Annotated in this window: 5 protein-coding genes; 2 read left to right on the top strand and 3 right to left on the bottom strand. The window is 64.0% G+C overall.

Annotation, left to right across the window (positions count from 1 at the left end):
• Nucleotides 1-47: 47 nt before the first annotated feature.
• The 3 genes from JS46_RS13785 to speA all read right to left on the bottom strand — a co-directional run bounded on the left by JS46_RS13785 (nucleotide 48) and on the right by speA (nucleotide 21610).
• Nucleotides 48-17915, bottom strand: a complete 17868-nt coding sequence (locus JS46_RS13785) for an Ig-like domain-containing protein (RefSeq protein WP_152560706.1) — start codon at nucleotides 17913-17915, stop codon at nucleotides 48-50.
• 236 nt (nucleotides 17916-18151) lie between these two features.
• Complete coding sequence (locus tag JS46_RS24615; RefSeq protein WP_369799168.1) at nucleotides 18152-18595, bottom strand: hypothetical protein; 444 nt, start codon at nucleotides 18593-18595, stop codon at nucleotides 18152-18154.
• 1038 nt (nucleotides 18596-19633) lie between these two features.
• Nucleotides 19634-21610 (bottom strand): biosynthetic arginine decarboxylase, encoded by a 1977-nt coding sequence (gene speA, locus JS46_RS13795; RefSeq protein ID WP_072010440.1) that lies wholly within the window; start codon nucleotides 21608-21610, stop codon nucleotides 19634-19636.
• Between the two features lie 376 nt (nucleotides 21611-21986).
• Between speA and JS46_RS24385 the strand changes: the two genes are divergently transcribed.
• Together JS46_RS24385 and metK are read left to right on the top strand one after the other, a co-directional pair.
• Nucleotides 21987-22151 carry a hypothetical protein gene (locus tag JS46_RS24385; RefSeq protein ID WP_160173336.1) on the top strand — a complete coding sequence of 55 codons (165 nt, stop codon included), beginning with the start codon at nucleotides 21987-21989 and terminating at the stop codon, nucleotides 22149-22151.
• A 172-nt stretch (nucleotides 22152-22323) separates the two neighbouring features.
• Nucleotides 22324-23475, top strand: a complete 1152-nt coding sequence (metK, locus tag JS46_RS13800) for a methionine adenosyltransferase (RefSeq protein ID WP_033752247.1) — start codon at nucleotides 22324-22326, stop codon at nucleotides 23473-23475.
• The last annotated feature ends 226 nt before the right edge of the window (nucleotides 23476-23701 follow it).

Raw genomic sequence — 23701 nt, forward strand, 5'->3', positions numbered from 1 at the left:
GCGCATCCCTGCGCCCGATAATGCTTCCCTGCCAGACATCACGGCGATCAGACCGTGTGATTCTGGTGCGGCTGTTGCAGTAGCTCCTCCAGTGAAACGTTAACCCCTTCCAGCGTGACCAGCTGCGTACTGCTGTAGGCGGTACCGGTGCCGTCGCGGTCGATCGACAGAACGGTATTGCCATCGGCGGTATGATCTACCTTCACGAAGTCGTTGACGTTGCTGGTCGCGTCATTCCAGCCGACGAGCAGACTGCTGATATCGATCTTGTCGCCGCTGGCGACAGAGAAATCGGTCCAGGTGTCATGCCCGTTGCCGCCGACGGCATCCGCGCTGTTGAGCAGGTGATACACCAGGGTATCGGCGCCCGCTCCGGCAGTGATGGTGTCGTCGTAGGCGCTGCTGGTCAGCGCATCCGCCCCTGCGGTTCCGGTAATAAGCGGATGCAGGTCAATGGTGAAGCTGTTGGTGGTAATGGTGCCGTCGGCTGCCGCCAGGCTATAGCTGAACACCTCTTTATGCGCGATATCCTGCACGTTAACCGCTGAGTTCAGGGTGTAGGTGTAGTGACCGTCGGCAGAGATGCTCAGGGTGCCGTAGTCGCCCGCCACCAGCGTGATGCCCGTGCTGCTGACGGCGGTGGTCAGACCCGCCTCGTTGGTGATGCTCAGCGCGCCGGTGTGGGCCGCACTGCTGTCGCCGTAGATGCTGCCGCTCGCCGCGGTGCCGTCATCGACGTGCGCTTCGGCAAACAGGCTGTTTACCGAGAAGAGCGCCGCCGCTGGGCCGTTGTGCAGGTTCACGGTCAGGGTGGCTGAGGTCACCGCGCCGCCGGCGTCGCGCACCGAGTAGGTGAACACATCCGTGGCTGGCACCGTATCGACATCCAGACCCGCTTTCAGCGCATAGGTGTAGTTACCTCTGGCGTCGATGGTCAGGGTGCCGTAGGTGGTGTTGATCACCGTATTACCGGTCGCTGAGATGGCGCTGCTGCCTACCGTGGTCACCTGCGTGCCTGCCGGAATCGTGCCGGCCACCGAGCTGGTGTCGTTCGCCAGCAGGTTGCCCGTTACGGTCGCCGCCACCGTCACCGCCAGGGTGGTGATATCTGACGTCGTGGTAACGGTGGTGGCAGGCAGGACGCTTGCGCCAGTACTGGTACCCAGCAGCACCGCGTAGTTGCCGGTGCCAAGGTTGCTATAGGTGACGTTACCGCCCGTCTGCGTCCCGATCGTCAGGAAGGTCGAGATGTAGTTGGCATTGCTCGATTTCACCACCCATGTGCCATTCGCCTGCTGCTGATAGAGGTAGAGCGTATAGGTCGAGGTCAGCGCCACCAGGCTGGTGGCCGAGGCGTGCAGCGTCACCGTACGGGTGTCGCCTGCGCCGACGCTGAACTGATAGGCGCCCGCACTCTGCAATACGCCGAGCGATAGTGTGCTGCCCAGGTTAGCGCTCAACAACGCCACGCCGCTGGTGCTGGTATTGGCGTTGGTGATGGTGCCGGTCTGGGTGGCGTAATCCACTTCGGTGGTGTCATTGGCCGCCACCACGCGGATAGCGCCCAGCACCGTTGCGGCGGGCGATACGTTGCCCGCGCGGTCGGCCTGAGTGACTGACAGCGAGGCGCCAGTGGTCTGGGCGGTGGTCAGCGCCAGCGAGAAGCTGCCGTTGGCCGCCACGGTGCCGCTGCCGATTGCGTTGCCGCCCGCGTCGCGTACCGTCACCGTCGCGCCCGCTTCCCCGCTACCGGTTAACGTGGTGCCCGCCGAATTAATCGCCAGTCCGGTGACCGCCGTCGGCGCCACGCTGTCGATGGTGACGTTCGCGGTCGTGGTGCCGCTGACGTTGCCTGCCGGATCCGTCACCGTCACGCTGAGCGGATGGACGCCCTGCGACAGGGTAGAAGTGGTGAAGCTCCAGGCGCCACTGTTGCCTGCGATCGCCGTGCCCAACAGCGTCGTACCATCAAAGATACTCACCGTTGCGCCCGCTTCCGCCGTGCCGCTCAGCACCGGCGTGGTGTCGCGCGTCGCCCCGCCGCTCGGTACCGTGACGGTCGGCGTCACCGAGTCATTGGTGATCACCAGCGTACTGGCCGCCGGCGCCGTGGTATCGATGGTCAGGGTGGCGTTAACGCCCGGACTGACGTTGCCTGCCGCATCGGTCGCGGTAACGGTCAGCGTGTGCGGACCGCTGGCCAGCGTCGGGCTAATCAGGCTCCACTGCCCGTTGCTGCCCACCGTGGCGGTGCCCAACAGCGTGGCGCCCTCATAGACGCTAATCCGCGCGCCGACTTCGCCGCTGCCGCTCAGCAGCGGAGTGTTGTCGTTGGTAACGCCGCCGTTAGGAATGGTCACCGGCGTGCTGCCATTGTTGTTGCTCACCGTCAGCGCCGTGACCGCCGCTGGCGCCGTGGTATCGACAATCACTGTGGCCGCCGTCGAACCGCTGACGTTGCCCGCCAGATCGGTCACCGTCACGCTCAACGGATGGGTGCCCTGCGTCAGCGCGCTGGTGGTGAAGCTCCACGCGCCGCTGGCGCCCGCCGTTGCTGTGCCCAGCAGCGTGCCGCCGTCGAAAATGCTGACGCGGCTGCCCGCTTCCGCCGTGCCGTTCAGGGTCGGCGTGTTGTCGTTAGTCGACCCGCCGTTCGCCACCACCGTGCCGGTGATGTCGTTGACGACCTGCAGCGTCGAGGCGGCTGGCGCCACCGTATCCACGGTAACGGAAACCGTGGCGGAGGCGGCGCTGGTGTTGCCTAACGCGTCGCGCACCGTCACGCTCAGCGGATGCACGCCGTTGCTCAGCGCGCCGGTGGTGAAGCTCCACGCGCCGTTGGCGCCCGCCGTGGTGGAACCGAGCGCCGTGGTGCCGTCAAAGATCACCACGATAGCACCCGCTTCCGCCGTGCCGCTCAGCGTTGGCGTATTGTCGTCAGTGACGGCGCCGTTCGTCAGGTTGCCCTGAATAGTTCCGACGTTATCGCTCACCGTCAGATCGGTGACCGCTGCTGGCGCCGTGGTATCCACGGCCAGCGTCAGCGTGGTCGGCGAGCTGGTGTTGCCGACCGCATCGGTGGCGGTGACGCTCAGGGTATGAACTCCGTCCGCCAGCGTCGGCGTGACGAAGCTCCACTGACCGTTACTGCCCGCCGTTACGCTGCCCAGCACCGTGGTACCGTCGGTGATGGTGATGCGGCTGCCCGCCTCGGCGCTACCGGTGAGCGCCGGCGTGTTGTCGTTGGTGCTGCCGTTGCTGGCGATCGGCACCGGCGTGGTGCCGTTATTGTTGCTTGCCGTCAGGGTAACAGCCGCTGGCGGCGTGGTGTCCACCACAATGCTGGCCGTGGTGGAGCCGCTAACGTTGCCTGCCGGATCCGTCACCGTCACGCGCAGCGCATGCGCGCCTTCGGCGAGGAGGCTCGAGGTAAAGCTCCACGCGCCGCCTGTACCGACGGTCACGGTGCCCAGCGCCGTCGCGCCGTCATACACCGTGACGGTGCTGCCCGCTTCCGCCGTACCGCTCAGCACCGGCGTGTTGTCGTTGGTCGATCCGCCGTTCGGCACCGTCACGTTGGCGGCGTCGTTGGTGACCACCAGCGTCGATGCGGCTGGCGCGACGGTATCCACCGTCAGGGTAAACGGCGTCGCGGCGCTGGTGTTGCCAGCCGCGTTGGTCACCGTTACGTTGAGAGTATGCGCGCCGTTGCTCAGCGCGCCGGTGGTGAAGCTCCATGCGCCATTGGCGCCCGCCGTCACCGTGCCGAGCAGCGTAGCGCCGTCGTAAACGGCCACGATATTGCCTGCGCCGGTGGTGCCGCTGAGGGTCGGCGTGTTGTCGTCGGTGACCGCGCCGTTCACCAGGTTGCCCTGCGTCGCCCCGACGTTATCGTTAACCGTCAGGTCGGCGACCGGCGCTGGCGCGGCGGTGGCGACCGTCAGCGTCAGCAGCGCGGCTTCGCTGGTGTTGCCTGCCGCATCGGTGGCGGTCACGCTCAGGGTATGCGGGCCGTCGGCCAGCGTCGGCGTGATAAAGCTCCACTGACCGTTGCTGCCCGCCGTAACGCTGCCCAGCACCGTGTTACCGTCGGAGATAAAGATGCGGCTGCCCGCCTCCGCCGTCCCCGTCAGCACTGGCGTGCTGTCGTTAGTGATGCCGTTACTGGCGATCGGCGTCGCCGTCGCGCCGTTGTTGTTGCTGGCGGTCAGGGTTACCGGCGCTGGCGGCGCGGTGTCAACCACTACCGTCGCGGTGCCGGACGGCACGCTGACGTTGCCCGCCGCGTCGGTGACGCGAGCGCTCAGCGTATGGGTGCCCTGTGCCAGCGCGCGGGAGACGAAGCGCCAGCTGCCGCCAGCGTCCGCCGTAACGGATCCGAGCGCCGTGGCGCCGTCATAGATGGTCACCAGGCTGCCCGCCTCGGCAGTGCCGCTGACCACCGGCGTGTCGTCATTGGTGAAGCCGCCGTTCGGTATCGCCGTATTGGTGGCGTCGTTGGTGATTGTCAGATTCGCGGCCGTCGCTGGCGCGATGGTATCCACGGTGAAGGCGATAGCGGCGGAGCGATCGCTCAGGTTGCCCGCCGCATCCGTTACCGTCACGCTCAGCGCATGCGGCCCGTTGGTCAGCAGCGGCGAGACGAAGCTCCATGCGCCGCCTGCTCCCGCCGTAGTCGAGCCGATGACGGTGTCGCCGTCATAGACGGTGACCAGCGCGCCAGCTTCGGTGGTGCCGCTCAGCTGCGGCGTGTTGTCGTTGGTGGCGGTGCCGTTGGCGATCTCCACCGCCGTGGTGCCGTTGTTGTTGCTCAGCAGCAGATCGGTGGCGGTGGTCGGCACCGTGGTATCGACGGTAATGGCGATCGGGCCAGCCGACGCGCCAGGGTTTCCTGTGGCATCTACCGTGGTAATGGTGAAGCTGTGCGCCCCCTCCGCCAGTGCCGCTGGCGTAAAGGTCCACACGCCGCCGGCGCCGACGGTGACGCTGCCCAGCGTGGTCCCGCCGTCAGCGATGGTAATCACGTCGCCGGCGGTCGCCTGACCGCTCAATACCGGCGTGGTGTCGCTGGTAGAGGCGCCGTTGGCCAGATTAACCAGCGTGCTGCCGCTGTCGTCGGTAAGCTGCAGCGTACTGGAAGTCGGCGGCAGACCATTCTCAATGGTGATAGCGAATGGCGTGCTCGCCGCGCCGACGTTGCCTGCTACATCGGTCTGCGTAACGGTAAAGCTGTGCGGACCGTTGCTCAGCGCGCCGGTGGTAAAGCTCCATGCGCCACCGGCGCCCGCCGTTACCGATCCCAGCAGCGTGTCGCCGTCATAGACGCTGACGACGCTGCCCGCCTCCGCCGTGCCGTTCAGCGTCGGAGTGTTGTCGTCGGTGACCGCGCCGTTGGCCAGCGGGCCGTTGGTGGCGCCCGCATCGTCGCTCACCGCCAGATCGGCGATGGCCGCAGGCGGCGTGAGATCGACGTTTATGGTGTAGGGCTGCGCCTCGGTGCTGACGTTGCCCGCCGCGTCGGTGACCGATACGGTAAAGGTATACTGCCCGTCGGTCAGCGTGCCGGTCTCGAAGCGCCAGACGCCGCTCTGGTTCACCGTAGCGGTGCCGAGCAGCGAGTCACCCTCATAGATAGTGACCGTAGCGCCCGCCTCGGCGGTGCCGCGCAGCACCGGCGTGTCGTCGTTGGTATAGCCGTCGCTGGCGATCAACACCGGCGTCGCGCCGTTGGTATCGTAGATATCAAAGGTCGCCACCGGCTGCGGCGGCGTGGTATCCACGGTCAGGGTGATGGAGGAGGTGGAGCTGATATTGCCCGCCGCATCAGTTACCGTGACGTTCAGCGTATGCGCGGCGTCGGAGAGCACCGGCGCTGGCGTAATGCTCCATGCCCCGCTGCCGTCCGCCGTCGCCGAGCCGACCGCCGTGGTGCCGTCGTAAACGGTAACCAGCGTGCCCGCCTCTGCCGTACCGCTGATGGCTGGCGTGCTGTCATTGGTGATGCCGCCGTCGGCAATACTCGTGCCGCTGTCGTTGCGCACCGTCAGCGCGCCTGCCGGTTCCGGCGGCGTCACGTCGACCACAAAGGTAAAGGCTTCAGAACGCGCGCTGACGTTGCCGATCTCGTCGGTCACCGTGGTGCTCAGCGCATGGCTGCCGTCCGCCAGCGCAGGCGAGGTAAAGGTCCATGCGCCCTGGTCGTCTGCAGTGACCGATCCGATCACCACGTCGCCGTCATAAAGGGTGACCAGACTGTTGGCCTCCGCCGTTCCCGTCAGCACCGGCGTGTTGTCGCTGGTGGCGGCGTTCGGCGTCAGCACCACCGTTTCGGGGCCGTTGTCGCTGCTGACCGTCAGCGCAGACGCGTCCGGCGCCAGGGTGTCAACGGTAAACCCGATCGCCGCTGAAGGCGCGCTGGTGTTGCCCGCCGCATCGGTGAGGGTCACCGTCAGGCTGTGCGCGGCGTCGCTCAGCGTCGGCAGCGAGAAGCTCCACAGGCCGTTGGCGCCGACCGTGGTAGTGCCGAGCGCAAGGGCGCCGTCATAAACGGTGACGATGCTGCCCGCTTCGCCGCTGCCGCTCATCAGCGGCGTGCTGTCGCTGGTGATGCCGCCGTCGACGATCGCCGTTGCCGCTCCGTTATCGCTGGTGAGGGCGATATCCGCCGCCGTTGCCGGCGCGGTGGCGTCGATAACCACGCTGATAGCGGCGGCGGCGCCGACATTGCCTGCCGCATCGACAGGCGTCACGGTAAAGGTATAGGTGCCGTCGCTAAGCGCAGCCGGGGTATAGCTCCAGCTGCCGTCGGCGTTGACCGCTACGCTGTCCAGCAGCGTGGCGCCATTATAGATGGCGACCGTGCCGCCCGCCTCAGAGAGGCCGCTCAGCACCGGCGTATTGTCATCGGTCAGGCCGCCGTCCGGAATAGCCGTTGGCGTTGCGCCGCTGTCGTTGCTCAGCGCCAGGCTGGTTACGGCCGCAGGCGGCTGGGTATCGACGTTCAGCGCGATGGCGCTGCTGGCCGGGCTGACGTTGCCGGCCGCATCTGTTACCACGGCGCTCAGGCTATGCGCGCCGTCGTTGAGCGTCGGCGCGGTAAAGCTCCAGCTGCCGTCGTCATTCACGGTGGCGCTGCCGAGTACCGCCGTGCCGTCCAGCACGGTAACGATGCTGCCTGCTTCGGCGCTGCCGCTCAGCACCGGCGTGTTGTCGTTGCTCAGGCCGCCGTCTGGGATGGTCGCGCCGGTAAGATCGTTGGTGAGCGTCAGCCCGGTAACGGCCTCAGGCGCGGCGGTATCGACGGTAAAGCCAACAGGCGGAGTCGTGCCGCTGCTGTTGCCCGCCGCGTCGGTAACGCTCACGCTCAGGCTGTGCGGCCCGCTCGCCAGCGTCGGCGTGGTAAAGCTCCAGCTGCCCTCCGGTCCTACGGAGACGGAGCCGATCGCCTCGTCGCCGTCATAAACGGTGACGACACTGCCCGCCTCGGCCGTGCCGGTTAGCTCCGGCGTGGCGTCGTTGGTGGTGCTGCCGTCCACAATCGGCACCAGCGTCAGGCCGTTGTTGTTGTTAACCAGCACGTTGTCGGCCAGCGCAGGAACAGTGGTATCCACGCTGAAGCCCAGGGCTTCCGACGCAGGTCCGACGTTGCCCGCCGCATCGGTCACTACGGTGGTGAAGCTGTGCGCGCCTTCGCCCAGCGCTGGCGACGTAAAGCTCCAGCTGCCGTCAGCGCCGACGGTGGCCGTGCCTAGCACGACCGTACCGTCAGAGACAGTGACCGTGCCGCCCGGCTCCGCCGTCCCGCTCAGCACCGGCGTTGCGTCGTTGGTCGCGCCGCCTGCCGCAATGACGACGCCGCTGGCATCGTTGGTCAGCAGCAGAGCGGTCGCTGCCGCAGGCGCGGCGGTGTCGACGGTAAAGCCGATCGCCTCAGACGGCGCGCTGCTGTTGCCGGTGGCGTTCGTCACCACCACGCTCAGGCTGTGCGCGCCTTCGCTCAGGGTCGGCGCGGTGAAGCTCCAGCTGCCGTCGCCGCTGACCGTGGCCGTGCCCAGCACCGTGGTGCCGTCGGAAACGGTAACCGTGCTGCCCGCCTCAGCGGTGCCGCTCAGTACCGGCGTGGTGTCGTTGGTCTGGCCGCCCGCTGCAATCGTCGTGCCGCTGGCGTCGTTAGTGAGCGCCAGATCCGTCGCCGCCGCAGGCGGTGTCAGATCGACGGTGAAGAGATAGGCCGCCGACGCTGGCCCGGTATTGCCGGCGGCATCGGTGACGGTGGCGGTCAGGCTGTGATCGCCCGTTGCCAGCGCCGGGGAGGTAAAGCTCCAGTTGCCGACCGCATCCACCGCCACGGAACCCAGTTCGGTCGCGCCGTCAAAAATGGTGACGACCCCGCCTGGCTCCGCCGTGCCGCTCAGCACCGGCGTCGTGTCATTGGTCGCGCCGTTTGCCGGGATCGTCGCCCCGCTCTGATCGTCAACCAGCGTCAGGCCGAGCGCGGCCGCTGGCGGCAGCGTGTCTACCGTGAAGTTCAGCGGCGTGGTTGGCGCGCTGACGTTGCCCACCGAATCGGTCACGGTGGCGCTCAGGCTGTGCGAACCGTCGTCAAGCTGCGGCGAAGTGAAGCTCCAGCTGCCGTCATCAGCGGCGGTGACCGAGCCGAGCACCTGGTCGCCGTCAGAGACGATGATCAGGCTGCCCGCTTCGGCAGTACCGCTCAGCACCGGCGCGTCGCTGTTGGTCAGGCCGTCTGCGGCGATAGCCGTGCCGCCTTCATCAGTGAGCAGCAGGTCGGCTGCCACGGCTGGCGGCGTGGTATCAACGGTGATGGCGACCGCTTCCGATGCCGGACCGGCGTTGCCCGCCGCGTCGGTCACCACGGCCGTCAGGCTATGATCCCCTTCGCTCAGGGCTGGCGCGGTAAAGTTCCAGCTGCCGTCACTGCCTACCGTCGCGGAGCCAAGCACCGTGTCACCGTCGTAAACGGTGACAAAGCCGCCCGCTTCGGCGGTGCCGCTCAATACCGGCGTCGGATCGTTGGTGACGGTGCCGGTGATCGGTACAGGGGCGCCGCTCTGATCGCTGCTGAGCAGCAGATCGCCTGCTGCGGTCGGCGCAACCGTATCGACGCTCACCAGCACTGGCGTAGTGGCGCTGCTGCTGTTGCCCGCCGCGTCGGTAACCACCGCGCTCAGGCTATGGTCGCCCTCGCCCAGCGTCGGCGTAGTGAAGCTCCAGTTGCCGTCATTGCCCACCGTTACGCTGCCCAGCGGCGTGTCGCCGTCGGAAACGGTAACGATGCTGCCCGGCTCGGCGCTGCCGCTCATGACCGGCGTGGCGTTATTAATCAGGCTACCGGACGCGATCGGCGCGCCGTCATTGCTCAGCACCACATCCGCTGGCAAGGATGGCGGTAATGTGTCGACGGTGATGGCGACAGGTGCAGAGGCGGGACTCGCGTTACCCGCCGCATCGGTGACCACCGCGGTGAGGCTGTGATCGCCATCGGACAGGGTCGGCGTGGTGAAACTCCAGCTGCCGTCGGTGCCTGCCGTGGTCGTGCCCAGCACCTGGACGCCGTCGGAAACCGTCACGATGCTTCCTGGTTCAGCGCTGCCGCTCAGCGTCGGCGTATTGTTGCTGGTCGGCGCATCCGTGCCTACCGGGTCGCCGTTGGCGTCGGTCAGCGCAATGTCTGCCGCCGCAGTCGGCGCAACGGTATCGATGGTCAGCGTCAGCGGCGTAGACTCAATCAGGTTGCCGGTCGCGTCGGTATAGCTGGCGAGGAAGGTGTAGGTGCCATCCGCCAGCGCCGCAGGCGTGAAGTTCCACTGCCCGTTGGCGTCGGCGGTGACGCTGCCCAGCGCGTCACCGTTGCTGAAGAGGGTCACCAGCGCGCCTGCCGTGGCCAGACCGCTAAGGATCGGCGTGGTGTCTTGCGTGCTGGCGCCGTTGGCCAGCGGCAGCAGCGGACTGCCGCTGTCGTCAATCGCCTCCAGCGAGACGGTGGCCGGCGGCAGACCCGCCTGAATGTTCAGGTTAAAGGCTGGCGTCGCCAGACTGACGTTGCTCGCCGCGTCGGTGACGGTCACCGTCATGCTGTGGTTGCCGTTGCTCAGCGCGATGGTGGTGACGCTCCAGTTGCCGCTGCCGTCAGCGACGGCGCTGCCCAGCAGCACGTTCCCTTCATAAACGTTGACCAGCGCCCCCGCTTCCGCCTGGCCGCTCAGCGTCGGGGTGTTGTCATCGGTGGTGTCGCCGGAGGCCAACGACCCCTGACTGCCGCCAACGTCGTCAGTCACCACCAGATTGCTGGCGGCGGCTGGCGGTGTGGTATCGACGGTAAAGCTCAGCGGCGCGGAGGCCGGGCCGACGTTGCCAGCGATATCGGTAACGGTGGTGGTCAGGCTGTGCGGCCCTTCCGCCAGCGCCGGCGTAGCAAAGCGCCAGTTGCCGTTATTATCGACCGTGGCGGTGCCCAGCAGGTTGCCGTTGTCGGAAACAGAGATGGTGCTGCCCGGCTCGCCCGTGCCGCTCAGTACCGGCGAGACGTCGCGTGTAGCGCTGCCGTCGCCGATCGGCGTGCTGGTGCTGCCGTTGTCGCCGGTAAGCTGCAGGTTATCGGCCGCGCTCGGCGCAAGGGTATCGACGGTGATATTCAGCGGACCGGCGTTGGTGGTCGCGCCGTCAGGCCTGACGATAGTGGCATAGAAAGCGTGCAGGCCGTTCGACAGCGAAAAGAGCCGGAAAGACCACTGGCCGCTGCCGTCAGCCGTGGTGCTGCCTATCAGCGTCTGGCCGTCGTAGAGCGTAACCACGCTGTTCGGATCGGCGAGGCCGCTCAGCACCGGACTGTCGTTATTGGTCGTGGCGCCGTCGATCAGCGGCGCGACGGTAGAGCCGGTTTCATTGACCGCCTCTAGCGGCGTGCTCGCTGGCGGCAGCGTGCCGTCAACGGTGAGCGCGAAGGCATCAGACGCCGGGCCGACGTTGCCTGCTGGATCGGTGAGAGTGGTCGTCAGGCTGTGCGCGCCGCTGCTCAGGGTCGGCGTGGTGAAGCTCCAGCTGCCGTCGGTGTCAACGGTGGTGTAACCCAGCACGACCTGGCCGTCATAAATGGTCACCAGCGCGTTTGGTTCGCCCTGACCGCTCAGGGTCGGGGTGCGATCGTCCGTAGTGTCGCCCGAGGCGAGCTGGCCTGTGGCATCCCCGTAGTTGTCGGTGACCACCAGGTTGCTCACCGCCGCAGGCGCGACGGTATCTACGTTAAAGGCCAGCGGCGCGGAGGCCGAGCCGCTGTTGCCCGCTAAATCGGTTACCGTGGCGGTCAGGCTGTGGCCGCCCTCGCCCAGCGCCGGACTGATAAAGCTCCAGCTGCCGTCGGCGTTGACCGTCGCGCTGCCCAGCACCTGCTCGCCGTCGGTGACGGTAACGATGCTGCCCGGTTCAGCGCTGCCGCTCAGGGTTGGCGTGGTGCTGCTGGTGGAGCCGCCTGCCCCTATCGGCTGTAGCGTGCCGCCGCGGCTATCGCTCAACACCAGATCGACGATCGCCGCCGGCGGCGTGCTGTCGACGTCAAAGGTGATCGGCGCGGAGGCGTTGCTGACGTTGCCCGCCGCATCGGTCACGGTGGCGCTCAGGCTGTGAGCACCCTCGCTCAGCGCAGGCGTGGTAAAGCTCCAGCTGCCGTCTGGACCAACGGCGGCGCTACCGAGTACGTTGCCGCCGTCGGAAACGGTGACAATGCTGCCCGGCTCCGCCGTGCCGCTCAGCACAGGCGTCGTATCATTGGTCGCGCCCGTGGTGACCGGCACCAGCGCGCCGCTGGCGTCGCTGCTCAGCTGCAGCCCGCTGACCGCATCCGGCACGACGCTGTCGATAGTGATATTCAGCACGGGCGAAGGCGTCACGCTGCCGTCCGCGTTGGCGGTGTCGGCGCGGAAGGCGTAGCTGCCCTCTTCCAGTGCCGCTGGCGTAAAGCTCCACTGACCGGCCGCATCGGCGGTGACGCTGCCGATGACCGCGTCGCCGTTATAGAGCGTCACCAGCGCGCCCGCGGTGGTCAGGCCGCTCAGCACCGGCGTGGTGTCGCGCGTGGTGGCGCCGTCGGCCAGCTCCACAAGGGTGCTGCCGCTGTCGTCGGTCACCACCAGCGAGGCGGTGGCTGGCGGCACGCCGGCGTCAACGGTGAGATCGAACGGTGCCGTCGGCGCGCTGACGTTGCCGACCGCATCGGTGACGGTGACGGTCAGGCTATGCAGGCCGTCGCTCAGTGCCGGCGTGGTGAAGCTCCAGCTGCCGCTGGCATCTGCCGTCGCGGTGCCGAGCAGCGTGTCGCCGTCATAGACGCTGACGATGCCGCTGGCCTCCGCCGTGCCGCTCAGGGTCGGTGTGCTGTCGTCGGTGGTGTCGCCCGAGGCGAGATCGCCCTGCGAAGCGCCCACGTCGTCGGTTACTACCAGGCCGGTGGCCGCCTCCGGCGCAGTGGCGTCAACGGTAAAGGTGAGCGGCGCCGAAGCCGGGCCGGTGTTGCCTGCCGCATCGGTCACGGTAGTGGTCAGGCTGTGGCTGCCGTCATCCAGAGCAGGCGAGGTAAAGCTCCAGCGGCCATCCTGCGCGACCGTGGCGCTACCGAGCACCGCGTCGCCGTCAGAAATAGTCACGATGCTGCCCGGTTCGGCGCTGCCGCTCAGCACAGGCGTAGCGTCGCGGGTGGTGTCGCCTGCCGCGACCGGCACGGAGACGCCGCTGCTGTCGCTGCTGAGCGCCAGATCGGTTGCGGCGACCGGCGCCTGCGTATCCAGAGTAAAGGTTGCTGGCGCAGTCGGCGCGCTGGCGTTGCCTGCCGCATCGGTCACCACTGCCGTCAGGCTGTGGCTGCCGTCGGCAAGCGCTGGCGAGGTGAAGCTCCAGCTGCCGTCCTGAGCGGCCGTGACGCTGCCCAGCACCGTGTCGCCGTCAGAGACGGTGACGATGCTGCCCGCCTCTGCCGTGCCGCTCAGTACTGGCGCGTTGTTGTTCGTGAGACCGCCGATGGGATCGCCGTTCTCATCCGCCAGCGCAATGTCGGTAGCGGTTGCTGGCGCCGCGGTGTCGATGGCGATCGTCAGCGTGGCGGAGTCGGTGATATTGCCCGCGGCGTCGGTGACGCTGGCGCGGAAAGCGTAGTCGCCGTCCGGCAGCGCCTGCGGCGTAAAGCTCCAGAGGCCATTAGCGTCGGCGGTAACGCTGCCGATAGCGGTATCGCCGTTGTAAAGCGTGACCAGCAGCCCGGCGGCGGTCTGGCCGCTCAGCGTCGGCGTCGCGTCGCGGGTGCTGGCGCCGTCAGCGAGATCCACTGGCGCGCCGCTGCTGTCGTCAGCGACCGCCAGCGTCAGGGTCACAGGCGGCTGGCTGGCCGCCACGGTCAGGTCGAAAGGCGTCGTCGGCGCGCTGACGTTGCCCGCCGCATCGGTCACGGTCACGCTCAGGCTGTGCAGGCCGTCGGCCAGTTCCGGCGTGGTAAAGCTCCAGCTGCCGCTCCCGTCGGCGTTGGCCGTCCCCAGCAGGGTGTCGCCGTCGTAGACGCTGACGACGCTATTGGCTTCCGCCGTGCCGCTCAGGGTTGGCGTGCTGTCGTCGGTGGTGTCGCCGGACGCCAGCGCGCCCTGACGATCGCCGACGTCATCCGTCACGGTGACGCCTGACGCTGTCTGCGGCGCGGAGGTATCGAGAGTAAAGGTCAGCGGCGTAGAAGCTGCGCTAACGTTGCCCGCCGCATCGGTCACGATGGCGGTCAGGCTGTGGCCGCCTTCGGCGAGCGTCGGCGTGGTAAAGCTCCAGCTGCCGTCCTGGGCGACGGTGGTCGTGCCCAGCACATTGTCGCCATCGGAAACGGTGACGATACTGCCCGGCTCCGCCGTGCCGCTCAGCACCGGCGTAGGGCTATTAGTGATGCCGTCGCCTGTTACCAGCACGCCGTTAGCGTCGGTCAGGGCGGCGTCCGTGACCGTCGCAGGCGCGACGGTATCGATGGTGACGGTCAGCACCGGCGAGGACGTCACGCTGCCGTCCGCGTTGGCGGTGTCGGCGCGGAAGGCGTAGCTGCCATCGTCCAGCGCCGCTGGCGTAAAGCTCCACTGGCCCGCCGCATCGGCGGTGACGCTGCCGATGACCGCGTCGCCGTTATAGAGCGTCACCAGCGCGCCCGCGGTGGTCAGGCCGCTCAGCACCGGCGTGGTGTCGCGCGTGCTGGCGCCGTCGCCCAGCGCCACAAGGGTACTGCCGCTGTCGTCGGTCACCTCCAGCGAGGCGGTGGCTGGCGGCACGCCGGCGTCAACGGTGAGCTCGAACGGTGTCGTCGGCGCGCTGACGTTGCCTGCCGCATCGGTGACGGTGACGGTCAGGCTGTGCAGGCCGTCGCTCAGTGCCGGTGTGGTGAAGCTCCAGTTGCCGCTGGCATCTGCCGTCGCGGTGCCGAGCAGCGTATCGCCGTCATAGACGCTGACGATGCCGTTGGCCTCCGCCGTGCCGCTCAGGGTCGGCGTGCTGTCGTCGGTGGTGTCGCCCGAGGCGAGATCGCCCTGCGAGGCGCCCACGTCGTCGGTTACTACCAGGCCGGTGGCCGCCTCCGGGGCGAGTGTATCAACGGTAAAGGAGAGCGGCGCCGAAGCCGGGCCGGTGTTGCCGGCCGCATCGGTCACGGTGGTGGTCAGGCTGTGGCTGCCGTCGGCAAGTCCTGCTGCGGTAAAGCTCCAGCGCCCGTCTCCGCCGACGGTCGCCGTGCCCAGTACAGTGTCGCCGTCAGAAATGGTCACGATGCTGCCCGGTTCGGCGCTGCCGCTCAATACCGGGGAGGCGTCGCCCGTGGCAGAGCCTGCGGCGACCGGCACGGAGACGCCGCTGCTGTCGCTGCTGAGCGCCAGATCGGCCGCAGCGATCGGCGCCTGCGTGTCCAGGGTAAAGTTTGCCGGCGCGCTCGGCGCGCTGGCATTGCCCGCCGCATCGGTCACCACCGCCGTCAGGCTATGGCTGCCGTCGGCAAGCGCTGGCGAGGTGAAGCTCCAGCTGCCATCCTGGCCAACCGTAACGCTGCCCAGCGGCGTGCCGCCGTCAGAGACGGTAACGATGCTGCCCGGCTCCGCCGTGCCGCTCAGCACCGGCGCGTTATTGTTGGTGAGGCCGTCGATCGGATCGCCGCTGGCGTCCGCCAGCGTAACGTCCGCCGCCGCTGTCGGCGCGACGGTGTCGATAGTAATCGCCTGGGTAGCGGAATAGATGATGTTGCCTGCGGCGTCGGTGACGGCCGCACGAAAATCGTAGGTGCCGTCCGCCAGCGCGGCGGGCGTAAAGCTCCACTGGCCGTTGATGTCGGCAGTGACGCTGCCGATTACGGTATCGCCGCTATAGAGCGTCACCAGCGCGTTGGCGAAGGTCGCGCCGCTCAGCACCGGCGTGGTGTCGCGGGTGCTGGCGCCGTCGGCCAGATCCACCGGCGCGCTGCCGCTGTCGTCGGTGATCACCAGCGTGCTGGCCGCTGGCGGTTCGCCTGCGGCCACGGTGAAATCGAACGGCGCGGTCGGCGCGCTAACGTTGCCTGCCGCATCGGTCAGCGTCAGCGTCAGGCTGTGCGCGCCGTTGCTCAGCGTCGGCGTGGTAAAGCTCCAGTTGCCGTCGGTGCCGACCGTCAGGCTGCCGATGGCGACGCCGTTATCGTAAATCGTCAGCAGCGAATCGGGCTCCGCCTGTCCGCTCAGAACAGGGGTCGCGTCGTCGGTGGTGGCGCCTGACGTCAGCGGCCCCGTGCTGTCGCCGACGTCGTCAGTGACCACCAGACCGCTGACCGCTTCCGGCGCCTGCGTATCGACGGTAAAGTTCAGCGGCGCGGAAGCCGCGCTCACGTTGCCCGCCGCATCCGTTACCGTTGCCGTCAGGCTATGGCTGCCGTCCGTCAGTACCGGCGTAGTAAAGCTCCAGCTGCCGTCTCCGCCTGCAGTAACGGTGCCCAGCAGCGTGTCGCCGTCTCGCACGGTGACTGTGCTGCCCGGTTCCGCGCTGCCGCTCAGCGTCAGGGCATTGTCGTTTGTCGCGCTGCCGGCTGCCACCGCTGCGCCGTTGTCGTTAGTCAGCTGCAGATCGGCTGGCGTGGTTGGCACCAGCGTGTCGATAGTGATGGTCAGCACCGGCGACGGGGTAATGCTGCCGTCCGCATTGGTGGTGTCGGCGCGGAAGGCGTAGGTACCATCCACCAGCGCGGCGGGAGTAAAATTCCACTGACCGCTGGCGTCGGCGGTGACGCTGCCGATGATCGTGTCGCCGTTGTAGAGCGTCACCAGCGCGCCTGCGGTGGTCAGGCCGCTCAGGGTCGGCGTGCTGTCTGCGGTCGAGGCGCCATTAGAAAGCGGCACCAGCGTACTGCCGCTGTCGTCGGTGATCTCCAGCGAGCTGGTCGCTGGCGGCAGATCCGCCGCGACGTTGACCACAATCGCCGCCGTCGGCGCGCTGACGTTGCCTGCCGCATCGGTGACGGTCGCCGTCAGGCTATGGCTGCCGTTGCTCAGGGCGGGCGTAGTAAAGCTCCAGAGGCCATCGGCGCCGACCGTGACCGTGCCGAGTAAGGTATCGCCGTCATATACGCTGACGGTGGTGCCCGCTTCTGCCTGGCCGCTCAACGCTGGCGTATTGTCGTCGGTCGAGCTGCCGGAAGCGAGCGGCCCCTGGCTGTCGCCGACGTTATCGGTCAGCTGCAGGTTGCTGGCGGCATTCGGAGCCAGGGTATCAACGGTGAAGGTCAAGGTGGTCGCCGGGCTAACGTTGCCTGCCGCATCGGCGGCGGTAATGCTCAGCGTATGGCTGCCTTCGCCCAGCGTAGAGGTAGTGAAAGACCAGCGCCCATCGCTGCCGACGATAACCGTGCCCAGCACGGTGCCGTTATCGGAAATGGTGACGGTGCTGCCCGCTTCGGCGGTGCCCTGCAGCGTCGGCGTTGTGTCGCTGGTCGCGCCGTTTGCGGCGACAGGCGTCAGGATCGCGCCATTATCGCTGCTGGCGCTCACGTCGGTTAGCGCTGGCGCAAGGGTATCGACGGTAAAGTTCAGCGGATCGGTGGCGCTGCTGGTGTTGCCTGCAGCGTCGGTGACCGTCACCGTCAGGCTGTGCTGGCCATCCGCCAGCGCCGGTGAAGTAAAGCTCCAGCTGCCGTCTGCATTGACGGTCGCGGTTCCCAGCAGAGTGCCGTTGTCGTAAACGCTGACGGTCGCGCCCGCTTCAGCGGTTCCGCTTAAGACCGGGGTATTGTCATCGGTAATGCCGCCTGCGGCAATCGCGCCCTGAATGGCGCCGACGCTGTCGTTAATCACTACATTGGTCGCCGCGCCGGGCGCAGTGGTATCACCGCCGCCTGTGCCGCCACCGTTGTCGCCGCCGCCTGTGCCGCCGCCGGTATTGCCGCCGCCTGTGCCGCCGCCAGGGTTATCTCCGCCGCCGGTGCCGCCGCCTGCATCGCCGCCGCCACCACCACCACCACCGCCGCCGCCGTTAGTAGCAAACAGCGCGCCGATACCCGCCAGCGCCGCGCCGCCGATACCAAAGGCGGCGATAGTGTTGTCGCTGGTTAGGTTATCCGCCAGCAGCCCTTCGGTGCTGTCGATCGAGACGTACTGGAAACCCTGCTCACCGGGATTCTTTACCCACCAGAGCGCGCCCTTATCATCCTGCAGCACCAGGTCGCTTTCACCTGCCGGGCCATAAAAATTATGAATAACAACCGTTTCGCCAGATTTCGTGGTTACAACAAGATCATTGCCGTTGCGTGCGAAAGATTTAATGTCAGATCGATTGAGATTGAGTTTAATCACACTTGGAGTGGACAAATTGACGCTGCTGCCACTCAGCTGCGAGGCGATAGTCCCGCCTTTAGGCGTTACTGAGATATTATTCATGTTATGTATATCCCACTGAGGTTATTGAATTCATAAAAATGCCCGGCACCCAGAGATGCCGGTTTATCCGTGAATAACGCTGTGTGCTATTCACTCCCCTCTTTGTCGATCCCATCTGCTTGACGAAATCGCACTGAGCCGTGTTGAGTCTTTATCCTGGTGAGGGAATCACTTTTATTTTTCTAATAACCACAATGGGCTAGCCGGTTGCCGTAATAACGGAAACCGGCGGCATATCATAAAAAATTAGGGCGGCTGACGATGGCGGCCTGCTGTTTTTTTAACGCTCTGGATGGTGAGGCTGTTGCTGTTTGCTCAATAAAATCCGCTAAATAGCGCGCTTTCCAGTGATGGCCCTGCATACCGACAATCGGTTTGCGCGCGAGCAGCTGGAGATGCCGTTCTGTCTCTACGCCCTGAACGATAACGCCATTGCAGAAATCGTTTACATGATTAAGCAGCGTATCGAAGGCATAGCCATTGCCATATTTCCAGAAGAAGTCTCTGCTGGTTTTGACATATTCAAACAGGCCGCTGGTTAGCATTGATAAGGTTGATCCGCCCGCCGCGAAATCATCCAGCCATAATAAGGCTGGAGTAATACCCGCCAGCTTTTGCAGCAGCAGGCGATCGGCAGCGCAATAGCGTTCGGTGAACAAGGCGGAAACTTCAAGACGCAATAAGGGCAGTCGGTCGAGCTTTTGCTGCGTGATGTCATTGTTTAAAACGCCGCGAATAATATCGCCGTCGACGTTAAGGCTGATGATGGACGTGAAACCGCTTTTATAGAGCGCCTCAAGCTGTTCCAGCTGTAGTTGAAACAGCTGCCATTTTTACGCCTCAAGCAGGCAGTCGAACAGGCGGTGTCCGCTGTCAGCATCCGCCAGGCCATTCATTTCGCGGTCCGGCGTGAAGCGCGTTAACAGCTCCCACGCCGTCACCTCTCCGGACAGAGCGTGAACAGGGTCAAGCAGAAAAGTGTAATGCTGACGAAGATTTAGTTGGCGACCCATTCTGCTGCTACCCGATCTACCCGATAAGTCAGCCACCTGAAAACAGCAACGGAAATGTCAGGAAAACTCATATGAACGTTAAGAAAACACAGAAGATTCTTAACACCTTAACCTGATGCTAACGTACAACTTACATTTTGAAAAATAGATTTAAGCCAAACCCGGTGGAAAATTCAATAGCCAAAACCAATCAATTACGGTGATTGAGAAGGATTTTCAGAAATAAAAAATCATAAAACATGCTATAAATTAATTTCTGTGGCGGGCTTGACGAATTTAAAATATTATACTCATTTGATTTTATTACTAAATAATTTTAATTCGCCATAACAAACATCACATTATCTGATAAGTTTTACTTGAAACCAAAATCGCACAGGTTTCCAAAAGGTGCCAAATAAAAACGCCATTTATAAATTCAGCTTTAGGCATAATGTTTAAATTTTATAATATATAAGCCTAAAAATCAGAGGCTATACGCGCTGTAAATTTAACAATCCCGCCCGACCGAATAGAGGCCAACGCTAACGCCTCGTTTTTCCTAAAAAATTCAGCGGTAAACAAAACACCTTTTTAGGACACGGCTTTTACGAAGATTAATCAGGCGTGAAACGGTGATAACGCTCACAAAACAGGTAAAAAGGGGAATTTCAGGCGGGAGAAGAGAATACCGGGCCCCTGACGAGGCCCGGCATGAAGCGTTACTTACTCATCTTCAAGATAGGTGTAGCCGTACAGGCCGCTTTCAAACTCTTCCAGGAACTGCGCGCGCAGCTCATCGTCGAGATCGGTCTCTTTGACCTGATTACGGAACAGCGTCATAAGCTCGTCGGGATTCAGCTGTACGTACTCCAGCATATCCGCAACGGTATCGCCCTCGTCCGACAGCTCGACCTCGACTTCGCCACCCGCGCGCGCGTAGACGTTGACCGCCTCGGTATCGCCGAACAGGTTATGCATATTGCCGAGGATCTCCTGATAGGCGCCGACCATAAAGAAGCCGAGCATCGGCGGATTCTCTGGATCGTATTCCGGCATCGGCATGGTGGCAGCGATGCCGTCGCCGTCGACGTAGTGATCGATGGTGCCGTCAGAATCGCAGGTGATGTCCAGCAGCACCGCGCGACGCTCCGGCTTTTTATGCAGCCCTTCCAGCGGCAGTACCGGGAACAGCTGATCGATGCCCCAGGCATCCGGCATCGACTGGAACAGCGAGAAGTTGACGTACATCTTGTCCGCCATACGCTCCTGCAGCTCGTCGATAATCGGACGATGCGCGCGGTTGCTCGGGTCGAGATGCTGCTGAATATAGTGGCAGATGCTCAGGTAAAGCTGCTCCGCCCAGGCGCGCTGCGTCAGATCGTAGGTACCGGAGGCGTAGCCGGTGTGGATATCGTGCAGATCCATCTGGCTGTCGTGCAGCCACTCGCGCAGTGAACGGCGCACGTCAGGTTCGTGCATCTCCTGCCAGGTTTCCCACATGCTGAGGATCGGGCGCGGCGCGTCTTCTTCCGGCGCCTGCGGCGTAATGAACTCGTTACGCTCCACGCCGATAATGTTGGAAACCAGCACGGTATGGTGCGCGGTCACGGCGCGGCCCGACTCGGTGATTACCGTCGGGTGATCCAGCCCGTGCTCTTCGCAGGCATCGCCGATCGCCCAGATAACGTTGTTGGCATACTCGTTCAGACCATAGTTGACCGAGCAGTCGGACTGCGAGCGGGTACCTTCATAGTCGACGCCCAGACCGCCGCCGACGTCGAAGCATTTGATGTTGACGCCCAGCTTCGCCAGTTCGACATAGAAACGCGCCGACTCGCGCACGCCGGTAGCGATGTCGCGAATATTGGCCATCTGCGAGCCGAGGTGGAAGTGCAGCAGCTGCAGGCTGTCGAGACGGCCCGCGTTGCGCATAATCTCCACCAGCTGCAGCACCTGCGATGCCGAGAGGCCAAACTTCGATTTTTCGCCGCCGCTCGACTGCCATTTGCCGGAGCCCTGCGACGCCAGACGCGCGCGGATGCCGAGGCGCGGCACCACATTCAGACGCTCGGCCTCTTCCAGCACCAGGCGCACTTCCGTCATCTTCTCGATGACCAGATAGACTTTGTGGCCGAGCTTTTCGCCAATCAGCGCCAGACGAATATATTCGCGATCTTTGTAGCCGTTGCAGACGATCACCGTGCGGGTCTTGCCGGCGTGGGCCAGCACCGCCATCAGCTCCGCTTTGGAGCCCGCTTCCAGCCCCAGTGGTTCGCCGGAGTTGACCAGCGATTCGATCACGCGCTTATGCTGGTTGACCTTAATCGGGTAGACCAGGAAGTAGTCGCCGCGATAGCCGTAGGATTCGCGCGCGCGCTTGAACGCCGCGTTAATTGAGCGCAGGCGATGCTGCAGGATTTGCGGAAAGCAGAACAGCGCAGGCAGACGCTGGCCCTGGGCCTCGCGCTCTTTCACCAGATTCGCCAGATCGACGCGCAGCGTCGGCTCGTCCGGGTTCGGACAGACGCTGACGTGGCCGAGTTCGTTAACGTCGTAGTAGTTATTGCCCCACCAGGCAACGTTATAGGTACGCAGCATTTTGCTGGCATCCTGGTCGTTCATTGCAACCTCCTGCATTGAGCGGAGCACACCCTGTTCGCCGGCTGACGAACCCTTAATAGTCTTCATGTCGCCAGACATCACGAACCTCGAATTCTGTTGGAATGTGAAAAAAGCACAAAACTAAGTGTAAAACACCCTGGCCCGTTACGTGTAAATGGACCCCGAATGCATCACGACGTTCACTGACGTGCAATCGCCAGTAGCGTAAATAAGGAAAAACAGGTTAACCGGCGCGCGTGTCGGGAGAATGACCGCAACAGGCGATTCGTCGGAAAAGAGGAGAAAAGACAGGAAAGGAGTACGCCAGCGCGCCCGTTGAGCGCAGAGAACCGCAAGAGAGGAGAGCGTGGTTCATTACTTCTGTCACCTCCACACATGTTTTGGCATGTGGAAATAATCTGTGCGAACGTCAGAGAGGCTCTGACAGTGGCTTACGCGCAGCAGCGTCATCCTTATGGCTGCAGGCAGCAGCGGCGTTTTATACCGCCTGACGGGCGAAATTGCAAAGCGTTTCGCTGGTTTGCCGCCGTTCCGCGTCACGATTTTTTGCCAGCGGCTGCTTTTCCGAAAAATGCGGAAACAGAAAAAGGGCTGGCATTTCGCTCACCCCTTAACCTAAAATAGCCGTCCAGATGGTTTTCCATCTAAACTGGTTAACATCCAGGCGTTTTACGTCTGACATACTGACACTTCTAAAACTGCTCGCGGCTTTGCCTGAAGGGGCGTCAAGTAGGTTCATCTCACTTACGCTATGCAGTCGAATTCAAACCATTTGTAAGGTAAAGAACAGAATGGCTAAACACCTTTTTACGTCCGAGTCCGTATCAGAAGGACATCCTGATAAAATCGCTGACCAGATTTCTGACGCCGTGCTGGACGCCATCCTCGAGCAGGATCCCAAAGCGCGCGTGGCCTGCGAAACCTACGTTAAAACCGGTATGGTGCTGGTCGGCGGTGAAATCACTACCAGCGCATGGGTCGATATCGAAGAGATTACCCGCAATACCGTACGTGAAATCGGTTATGTCCATTCCGATATGGGCTTTGACGCCAACTCCTGTGCCGTTCTGAGCGCCATCGGCAAGCAGTCGCCCGACATTAACCAGGGCGTTGACCGCACCGATCCGCTGGAGCAAGGCGCGGGCGACCAGGGCCTGATGTTCGGCTACGCCACCAACGAAACCGACGTGCTGATGCCGGCACCGGTGACCTATGCGCACCGTCTGGTGCAGCGCCAGTCTGAAGTGCGTAAAAACGGCGCGCTGCCGTGGCTGCGTCCGGACGCGAAAAGCCAGATCACTTTCCAGTACGACGGCGGCAAAATCGTCGGTATCGACGCGGTAGTGCTCTCTACCCAGCACTCTGAAGATATCGACCAGGCAACCCTGCGCGAAGCGGTGATGGAAGAGATCATCAAGCCGGTGCTGCCGACCGAGTGGATCAACGCCAGCACCAAGTACCACATTAACCCGACCGGCCGCTTCGTTATCGGCGGCCCGATGGGCGATTGCGGCCTGACCGGTCGTAAAATCATCGTCGATACCTACGGCGGCATGGCGCGTCACGGCGGCGGCGCTTTCTCCGGCAAGGATCCGTCGAAGGTTGACCGTTCTGCGGCCTACGCGGCGCGCTACGTGGCGAAAAACATCGTTGCCGCCGGCCTGGCCGACCGCTGCGAGATTCAGGTCTCTTACGCTATCGGCGTAGCGGAGCCGACCTCCATCATGGTGGAAACCTTCGGCACCGAGAAGATCTCAACCGAACAGCTGACGCTGCTAGTGCGCGAGTTCTTTGACCTGCGTCCTTACGGCCTGATTCAGATGCTGGACCTGCTGCAGCCGATCTATAAAGAGACCGCCGCTTACGGTCACTTCGGTCGCGAACACTTCCCGTGGGAAAAAACCGACAAGGCTGCTCAGCTGCGCGACGCTGCTGGCCTGTAAGGTTTTCCTCTAAAGGCTCTCCCCTGTCGCAGGGGAGAGCCTTGTTTTTTTGGCCTCTTTTTTCTCCACTTTCCGCCCCATTCAGCACATTTCCTTTTCTCTACTACACTTTTCACACTCGTCAAGCCTCGGCGTGTTACCGATTACAAATTGAAACGCTTTATTAATCTGTTATTTAGGATTTAACCTGCGTGGTTATTCGGCTGAAAATGCGTTATTTTCAGCG

Origin of the sequence: Pantoea sp. NGS-ED-1003 (assembly GCF_000738765.1) — a bacterium.
In the GTDB taxonomy this organism is placed as follows: domain Bacteria; phylum Pseudomonadota; class Gammaproteobacteria; order Enterobacterales; family Enterobacteriaceae; genus Pantoea; species Pantoea septica.

What these genes read in the sequence shown, in the direction of transcription:
- JS46_RS13785 (WP_152560706.1), bottom strand. Translation starts at nt 17,915, where the DNA reads ATGAATAATATCTCAGTAACGCCTAAAGGCGGGACTATCGCCTCGCAG.
- speA (WP_072010440.1), bottom strand. Translation starts at nt 21,610, where the DNA reads ATGTCTGGCGACATGAAGACTATTAAGGGTTCGTCAGCCGGCGAACAG.
- JS46_RS24385 (WP_160173336.1), top strand. Translation starts at nt 21,987, where the DNA reads ATGGCTGCAGGCAGCAGCGGCGTTTTATACCGCCTGACGGGCGAAATT.
- metK (WP_033752247.1), top strand. Translation starts at nt 22,324, where the DNA reads ATGGCTAAACACCTTTTTACGTCCGAGTCCGTATCAGAAGGACATCCT.